This window comes from Ramlibacter sp. (assembly GCF_028292805.1).
Classification (GTDB): Bacteria; Pseudomonadota; Gammaproteobacteria; order Burkholderiales; family Burkholderiaceae_C; genus Ramlibacter.
This window is the reverse complement of record NZ_JAQGLS010000052.1, coordinates 1-6,569: the sequence shown is the minus strand read 5'-3', so window position 1 is coordinate 6,569 and position 6,569 is coordinate 1. Positions and strand designations below refer to the sequence as shown.

8 protein-coding genes are annotated in these 6,569 nt (G+C 69.0%); 7 read left to right on the top strand and 1 reads right to left on the bottom strand.

Annotated elements, in window-relative coordinates; genetic code table 11:
- From era to nagZ, 6 genes are all read left to right on the top strand, one after another.
- The coding region (era, locus tag JWP65_RS02595; protein ID WP_299760063.1) for a GTPase Era at positions 1-494 on the top strand (494 nt) is incomplete at its 5' end.
- Between the two features lie 39 nt (positions 495-533).
- Positions 534-836 (top strand): cyclic nucleotide-binding domain-containing protein, encoded by a 303-nt coding sequence (locus JWP65_RS02590; protein ID WP_299760061.1) that lies wholly within the window; start codon positions 534-536, stop codon positions 834-836.
- Between the two features lie 10 nt (positions 837-846).
- Entirely contained in the window at positions 847-1,590 is a 744-nt protein-coding gene (recO, locus tag JWP65_RS02585; RefSeq protein ID WP_299760059.1) for a DNA repair protein RecO, read from the top strand.
- Positions 1,587-2,354 carry a pyridoxine 5'-phosphate synthase gene (locus JWP65_RS02580; protein ID WP_299760057.1) on the top strand — a complete coding sequence of 256 codons (768 nt, stop codon included), beginning with the start codon at positions 1,587-1,589 and terminating at the stop codon, positions 2,352-2,354. Before recO ends, JWP65_RS02580 begins: the two co-directional genes overlap by 4 nt.
- Positions 2,351-2,758, top strand: a complete 408-nt coding sequence (gene acpS / locus JWP65_RS02575) for a holo-ACP synthase (RefSeq protein WP_299760055.1) — start codon at positions 2,351-2,353, stop codon at positions 2,756-2,758. The genes JWP65_RS02580 and acpS overlap by 4 nt, the downstream gene beginning before the upstream one ends.
- Positions 2,751-3,839: a beta-N-acetylhexosaminidase gene (gene nagZ / locus JWP65_RS02570; protein ID WP_299760053.1), complete on the top strand. Its 1,089-nt coding sequence runs from the start codon at positions 2,751-2,753 to the stop codon at positions 3,837-3,839. The genes acpS and nagZ overlap by 8 nt, the downstream gene beginning before the upstream one ends.
- Before the next feature lie 423 nt (positions 3,840-4,262).
- Here nagZ and lysS read toward each other — a convergent pair whose 3' ends face one another.
- A complete protein-coding gene (gene lysS, locus JWP65_RS02565) occupies positions 4,263-5,789 on the bottom strand; it encodes a lysine--tRNA ligase (protein ID WP_299760051.1) in 1,527 nt (508 codons plus the stop codon).
- 90 nt (positions 5,790-5,879) lie between these two features.
- Between lysS and JWP65_RS02560 the strand changes: the two genes are divergently transcribed.
- Positions 5,880-6,569: lipid II flippase MurJ (locus tag JWP65_RS02560; protein ID WP_299760049.1), on the top strand; the 690-nt coding region annotated here is incomplete at its 3' end.

The following is a 6,569-nucleotide window of genomic DNA, read 5'->3' as shown; positions in this document are numbered from 1 at the left end:
TGCGCGACATGCAGCAGCGCCACGCCTTCACCGAGTTCGTGCCGATGTCGGCCAAGAACGCCAAGGACGTCCAGCGCCTGCTTGGCGTCTGCGAAAAGTTCCTGCCCGAGCAACCCTGGTGGTACGGCGAGGACGAACTCACCGACCGCAGCGAGAAGTTCCTGGCCAGCGAGATGGTGCGCGAAAAGCTGTTCCGCCTGACCGGCGACGAGTTGCCCTACACCTCCGCGGTGGCGATCGAGAAGTGGGAAGAGGAGCCCAGCCCCAAGTTCAAGCGGATGGTCAAGATCGCCGCCACCATCGTGGTGGAGCGCGACAGCCACAAGGCGATGATCATCGGCGAGGGCGGCGAGAAGTTGAAGCGCATCGGCACCGAAGCGCGCACCGAGCTCGAGCGGCTGATGGACTGCAAGGTGTTCCTGCAGATCTTCGTCAAGGTGCGCTCGGGCTGGGCCGACGACGAGGCCCGGGTGCGCAGCTTCGGCTACGAATGAAGCCAGGGGCGAGGCCGGCCGCGCGCGGGTTGCCACGGCATGACTGCCCGGATCGAGCTGCTCCAGGCCATGCCCGTGTTCGGGGGCTTGCGCGGGGACGCGCTGGCCTTCCTGCCGGAACCGGCGTCGACGGTGACGGTGGCGGCCGACGCGTTCTTCTTTCGCCAGGACGAGCCCGCCCAGTCCATGTTCGTGCTGGAGGCGGGCACCGGCGCGGTGGTCAAGAGCTGGCGCGGCCATCAATACCTCTTGAGTCGCATCGCCAAGGGCGATCGCTTTGGCGAAATGGCGAGCATGGACATGCGGCCTCGCAGCGCCTCGATGGTGGCCGTGCAGCCATGAGCGCGGCGCGATGAAACGCATCGCCGACGAGCCCGCGTTCGTCCTGCACCGCTACGACTGGAGTGAGTCGAGCCTGATCCTGGAAGTCTTCACCCGCCACTACGGCCGCATCGCGCTGGTGGCCAAGGGCGCCAAGAAGCCCAGCTCCAATTTCCGCCCCGTGCTGCTGCCGCTGCAACCGCTGCATGTGGCCTTTGGCGGCGACGCCGAGATCCGCACCCTGAAGTCGGCCGAGTGGCTGGGCGGGCACGTCATGCCGACCGGCGATCCGCTGCTGTCCGGGTACTACCTGAACGAGTTGCTGCTGCGCCTGCTGGCCCGCGACGACCCGCACCCGGTGCTGTTCGACGCCTACGCCAACACCGCGCGGGTGCTGGCCAGCGACGATATCCACACCCTGCAGCCGGCGCTGCGCGCCTTCGAGCTGCTGCTGCTGCGCGAGATCGGCCTGTTGCCGGTGCTGGACCTGCAGACCGGCACCCTGGCCGCACTGAAGCCGGGGCAGCGCTACAGCCTGCGGGCCGAGGGCGGGTTGGTCGAGGCCTTCGAGGACGACGAGCGCGGCAGCCTGGCCGGCAGCCAGTGGCTGGCGCTGCAGGCCGCCCTGGACAGCACGGCGCCGTTTGCCGACACCTTGCGCGAGGCGGCCGCCGCCATCGAACTGAAGCCGCAATTGCGCGCGCTGCTGCACTACCATTGCGGCGTGTCCACACTGCGCACGCGGCAACTGATGCTGGACCTGCAAGCCCTATGAGCAACTACGCCACCGCGCTGTCCGTCAACCTGAACAAGGTGGCCCTGGTGCGCAATACGCGCCACCTGGGCATCCCCAGCGTCACCCGTGCCGCCACGCTGTGCCTGCAAGCGGGCGCCCACGGCATCACCGTGCACCCGCGCCCCGATGCGCGCCACATCCGCGCCGACGACGTCTATGCGCTGCATGCCTTGCTCAAGAAAGACTGGCCGGCGGCGGAGTTCAACATCGAAGGCAACCCCTTTCACAACCTGATGGACTTCGTGCGCGAGCTGCGCCCGCAGCAGTGCACCTTCGTGCCGGACAGCGAAGGCCAGTTCACCAGCGACCACGGCTGGAACCTGGCTGCGGACGCCGAGCGGGTGCGCCCGCTGATCGCGGAGGCGAAGTCGCTCGGCGTGCGCGTGAGCCTGTTCATGGATGCGGACGCGGCGGCCATGCCGCTGGCGCGCGCCGTCGGCGCCGACCGCGTCGAGCTCTACACCGAGCCGTATGCCGCCGCCTGGGGCAGCGGCACGCAAAAGGGGGTGCTGCGCCAGTTCGCCGAGGCGGCGCAGGCGGCGCGGGCGGCAGGGCTGGGCGTCAATGCCGGCCACGACCTGAACCGCGCCAACCTGGCCGACTTCCTGCGCGCTGCCCCTGCGGTGCAGGAGGTGTCCATCGGCCATGCCTTGATCGCCGACGCGCTGGAACTGGGCTACGCCGAGACGGTGCGCCAGTACCTGGCGGCCATCGCGCGCGGCCACGCACAGTCCGCGCCGTGATCTACGGCATCGGCACCGACATCTGCGACGTGCGCAGGATCCAGGCTTCGCTGGACCGCCACGGCGAGCGCTTCGCGCGCAAGATCCTGAGCGACGCGGAACTGGCCACCTGGAAGGCGCGCAGCGCCCGCTGGCCCGAGCGTGGCGTGCGCTACCTGGCCACCCGGTTTTCCGCCAAGGAAGCCTTCAGCAAGGCCATCGGCATGGGCATGCGCATGCCCATGACCTGGCGGCTGTGCGAAGTGGGCAAGCTGGCCAGCGGGCAGCCGGTGATCGTGCTGCATGGGGTGCTCAAGCAGTGGTTCGACGCCAAGGGCCTATCGGCCCATGTGAGCGTCACCGACGAAACGGATTACGCGGCCAGCTTCGTGGTCGTGGAGAAGAAAGAAGAACATCATGAGTGAACAAGCCCCCCTGGTCATCGACATCGCCGGCCACGTCCTGAGTGACGCGGACCGCCGCCGCCTGGCCCACCCGCTGGTCGGCGGCATGATCCTGTTCGGCCGCAACTGGGACAGCCGCGAGCAGCTGGCCGCCCTGTGCAGCGAGATCAAGTCCGTCCGCCCGGACCTGCTGATCGCGGTGGACCACGAGGGCGGGCGGGTGCAGCGCTTTCGCAGCGACGGCTTCACCCACCTGCCGCCCATGCGCGCCTTCGGCGAGCTGTGGATGAAGACGGGCCCGCAGCCCGAGGGCGCCTCCGCCATGCTGGCGATGGACGCCGCCACCGCCGCCGGCTACGTGCTGGGCGCGGAGCTGCGCGCTTGTGGCGTCGACTTCAGCTTCACTCCGGTGCTCGACCTGGACTACGGCGACAGTGAGGTGATCGGCGACCGCGCCTTCCAGCGCGACCCGCGCATCGTGTCCGTGCTGGCGCGCAGCCTGATGCTGGGCCTGCTGCAGGCCGGCATGGCCAACTGCGGCAAGCACTTTCCCGGCCACGGCTTCGTCAAGGCCGACTCGCACCTGGAGATCCCGGTCGACAAGCGCAGCCTGAAGGCGATCCTGGCCGACGATGCCATGCCATACCAGTGGCTGTCCACGGTGCTGACCAGCGTGATGCCGGCGCACGTGATCTATCCCAAGGTCGACAGCCTGCCGGCCGGCTTCTCTCCGCGCTGGCTGAACGCCATCCTGCGCGACCGCCTCGGCTTCCAGGGCGCGATCTTCAGCGACGACCTGAGCATGGCCGGCGCCCGCAAGATCGAAGGCCGCGAAGTGAGCTACACGCAGGCCGCGGTGGCCGCGCTCAATGCCGGCTGCGACATGGTGCTGCTGTGCAACGAGTCGGTCAACAGCGAGGGCGGCGCCGCGGTCGACGAGCTGATCGATGGGATGGAACAAGCGCTGGCGGCCAAGCGGTGGCGCGCCAACGAGATCAGCGAACACCGCCGGCTGGCGCTGCTGCCGATGAGCCCGCCGCCGTCGTGGGACGCGCTGATGATCGAGCCGAAATACATGCGGGCGCTGCAGCTGCTGCCTTAACCTTCGTCGTCCCCCGAAGGCGGGGATCAGGCGGCAAACCCGCGTGCGGTGGGCTGCGGCGCGTGACAGGGCCTCCGGCGCCAAGGCGGCGGCAAACCTGCGCTGTCCGGGCTCGCGGCCCCCCGCTGGCGGAACTCGCTGCGTGTTTGCTGCGCGCAGCAAACACGCAGCGCAAGCACCCTGCGCGAGCATGAGGACGTACGCGGGGTTCGATTCACTTCGTTCTCGTAGCCCCGCTGGGCCGCGAGCCCGGACAGCGCAGGCGCTCCTGTCTGATTGCGCGCCGCAGCCCACCCGCACGCGGGTTTGCAGGACAGGGTGGTTGTGCCTTGTCATCCCCGTGCTTGACCGGGGTCCAGGCTGCCGTCGATCAACCGCCTGCCGCGACGCGCAGAGGCGTAGCAGGACCGCCTCCGCCGGCGCCTATGCTTCCCGCCGCAACGCCGGAAACAGGATCACGTCCCGGATGCTGGAACTGTTCGTCAGCAGCATCATCAGCCGGTCGATGCCGACGCCGCAGCCGCCGGCCGGCGGCATCCCGTATTCCAGCGCCCGCACGAAGTCGTGGTCGTAGAACATGGCTTCGTCGTCGCCGGCTTCCTTGGCGTTGACCTGGGCCGAAAAGCGCGCCGCCTGGTCTTCCGCGTCGTTCAGCTCGGAAAAGCCGTTGGCCATCTCGCGTCCGGTGATGTACAGCTCGAAGCGTTCGGTCACTTCCGGGCGCTCGTCGTTGGCGCGCGCCAGCGGCGAGATCTCGGTCGGGTGTTCCATGATGAAGGTCGGCTGCCACAGCTTTTCCTCGACCGTCTCCTCGAAGTACAGCACCTGCAGCGAGGCCAGCGAGCGGCCGGACAGGCGGTTCTTTTCTTCCGACAGGCCCAGCTTGCGCAAGCCGGCGATCAGCCAGTCGCGGTCGTCGACGTTGTCGCCGGCTTCGGTGTGGCGCTGGATGGCCTCGCGGATGGTGAGCCGCTCGAACGGCGCCGCCAGGTCCACCGGCCTGCCGCCGTATTCCAGCTGCAGCGTGCCGACGGCGCGCCGGGCGGCGTCGCGCAGCAGCGCTTCGGTGAAGTCCATCAGGTCGCGGTAGTTCCAGTACGCCGCGTAGAACTCCATCATCGTGAACTCGGGGTTGTGCCGCACCGAGATGCCTTCGTTGCGATAGCTGCGATTGATCTCGAACACGCGCTCGAAACCCCCGACGATCAGCCGCTTCAGATACAGCTCGGGTGCGATGCGCAGGTACATCTCCTGATCCAGCGCGTTGTGGTGCGTGACGAACGGCTTGGCGTTGGCGCCGCCCGGGATCGGGTGCAGCATCGGCGTCTCGACTTCCAGGAAGTCGGCCTGCACCATGAAGTCGCGGATGCCGGAAATCGTCTTGCTGCGCGCCACGAAGCGCTTGCGCGCCTCTTCGTCGGTCATCAGGTCGACGTAGCGCTGGCGGTACTTCACTTCCTGGTCGGCGATGCCGTGGAACTTGTCCGGCATCGGCCGCAGGCTCTTGGTGAGCAGGCGCACGGAGCTGACGTGCAGCGACAGCTCGCCGGTCCGGGTCTTGAACAGCTTGCCTTCGGCGCCGACGATGTCGCCCAGGTCCCAGTGCTTGAAGGAGGCGTAGGCCTCCTCGCCGAGCGCGTCGCGGGTGACGTAGATCTGGATGCGGCCGCTTTGGTCCTGCACGGTGGCGAAGCTGGCCTTGCCCATGACGCGCTTGAGCATCATGCGGCCGGCCACGCTGGCGGTGCCGCCCTCGGCTTCGAGCTGTTCGGCCGTATTGCCGTCGTGCGCCTCGTGCAGCGCCTGGGCATGGTCGGCCGGCTTGAAGTCGTTCGGGAAGGCCGGGCCTGCCCCCTGGCGTTGCGCCTCGCGGATGGTCTTGAGCTTGTCGCGGCGCTCCGCGATCAGCTGGTTCTCGTCGACGGGCGGGGTGGTTTGCGGTTCGGACATCGGGGCCGGACGCGGTCAGCGTCGGTTGGGCGAAACCGCCCATTCTAAGTTTCCCGGCCCATGCCCACCCCGGCCTTGATAATGCCGGCCATGTTCTTCCGGGCCGGCGCCGTCTCCCTCGTGTTGTTGCTGGCAAGCCGCCTGCTGGGCCTGCTGCGCGAATCGGCCCAGGCCGCCGCCTTCGGCGCCACCGGTCTCGGCGACGTCGCGGTGCTGATGCTGACCCTGCCCGACTGGATCACCGGGGTGCTGGCCAGCGGCGGCCTGGCTTACGTGTTGCTGCCGGCCTGGGCCCGGCAAGGGGCCGGGCAGGTGGCGGCCAGCCAGAGTCGCGTCAGCCACGGCCTGGTCCTGGCCGGCTGCCTGCTGGCGACGCTGCTGGCGCTGTGGCATCCGCTGGTGCTGCGCTGGCTGCTGCCGGGCCTGCCGAACGAACTGGTTCCCGACGCCGGAACGGCGCTGCTGTGGAGCGCCACCGCACTGCCGCTGGCGATGCTGGCGGCCCTCGGATCCACCCGCCTGCAGCACGAGCGCGATTTCGTCGGCATGTATGGCGCCAACCTGGTCGTCAACCTGGTCGTGATCGCCACCCTGGCGGCCTTGCTGGCGCAAGCGGCGCCGGCGTCGGCGCCCGCGGTGCGCCTGCTGGGCACCGGCCTGTTGCTGGCCATGGCCGCGCGTCTGGCCTGGCTGCTGCTGCGCCGACGCCGCCTGCCCAAGGCCGCGCCCGTGGTCGAAGGCTCGGCGCTGCCGGCACTGCCCGTGTGGGCCTGGGCGATC

What these genes read in the sequence shown, in the direction of transcription:
- nagZ (WP_299760053.1), top strand. Translation starts at nt 2,751, where the DNA reads ATGAGTGAACAAGCCCCCCTGGTCATCGACATCGCCGGCCACGTCCTG.
- lysS (WP_299760051.1), bottom strand. Translation starts at nt 5,789, where the DNA reads ATGTCCGAACCGCAAACCACCCCGCCCGTCGACGAGAACCAGCTGATC.
- recO (WP_299760059.1), top strand. Translation starts at nt 847, where the DNA reads ATGAAACGCATCGCCGACGAGCCCGCGTTCGTCCTGCACCGCTACGAC.
- JWP65_RS02580 (WP_299760057.1), top strand. Translation starts at nt 1,587, where the DNA reads ATGAGCAACTACGCCACCGCGCTGTCCGTCAACCTGAACAAGGTGGCC.
- JWP65_RS02590 (WP_299760061.1), top strand. Translation starts at nt 534, where the DNA reads ATGACTGCCCGGATCGAGCTGCTCCAGGCCATGCCCGTGTTCGGGGGC.